We start from the raw sequence: 1,105 nt of genomic DNA on the forward strand, positions 1-1,105 counted from the left end.
CGGAGGTTCAACAATGAGTAAATATTTTGAACTGCTGGATTGGGTCACCGCAGAAAAGTTTTGTGAATTGACGGGTGAACAGATCACGAACCTAAAGAACCTTAGACCTCACTGGGAGGAAGGAAAAGTCTGGGTGAAAGTTTCTGATCGAAAAATTCTATATAGTTTGAAAGGTTATAACGCATGGGTCGAACAAGCAGCTCAGGTCTACCAAAAGGCACAAGAGCAAGATCGGGAAAAATACAGATTAACTTTAAATGGAACGACAAGCGCGAGTGGTTCACCCTCGACCTCATCGATACCCCAGCCAACTTCATTAAGGCGGCTAAGATTAGAGAAGATTTTGTAAACAAGGCTAAATACGGGATATTAAAAATCGAGGATATCGAAGCTGTCACCGCCAAGCCCATCAAAAAAGCTGACGCTGCGCAAAAAACATTGCCAGCGTCAAATGCTCCGACATTTGCTCACTATGCCCAAGAATACCTTTATAACCTTTCAGATCATAAGCAAGGCACCAAGAAAAAATATCTATCAATTTTGGAAAGGCTCTGGATGCCATTATTCGAAGATATGCTGATTAATACGATCACCAGTCAAATGTTGCGTACAGCCGTCAATGGACGTGAATGGTCATCGGCTAAAACTCGAAATGATGCTTTGATTCCATTACGTGGCGTATTCGAATTAGCTTGTGATGATGAGGTGATTGATAAGAATCCATGTGACCGATTGAAAAATCAGAAAACTCAGGAGGATGAACCTGATCCATTTAATGAAATGGAAAAGGAAATAATACTGAACTGGTTAAAAGAGAAATATATTGCAGACTACCCAATTGTGTATTGGTATTTTGTGGTGGCATTCTGGACAGGTTGCCGTCCATCAGAAATTATCGCACTCACTTGGCAGGATATAGATTTTTTAAATAAGCAGATTTACATCAATAAAGGTCGTGTGAACGGCGTTCAGCAAGAAACCACTAAAACAAATAAAGCTAGATTTGTAGATTTAAATGATTTTGCTTTCGAGGCATTTCAACAACTCAGATTACTAACCTACCTCAAATATGAGCACGTATTTATCTGTGATGAGACAGGTAAGG

General features: G+C 39.9%; 1 protein-coding gene. It reads left to right on the forward strand.

The window, feature by feature from the left end; translation table 11 throughout:
* Positions 1-183: 183 nt before the first annotated feature.
* The coding region (locus VXQ92_RS20370; protein ID WP_416683005.1) for a tyrosine-type recombinase/integrase at positions 184-1,105 on the forward strand (922 nt) is incomplete at its 3' end.

The organism is Acinetobacter sp. 228 (genome assembly GCF_048147885.1).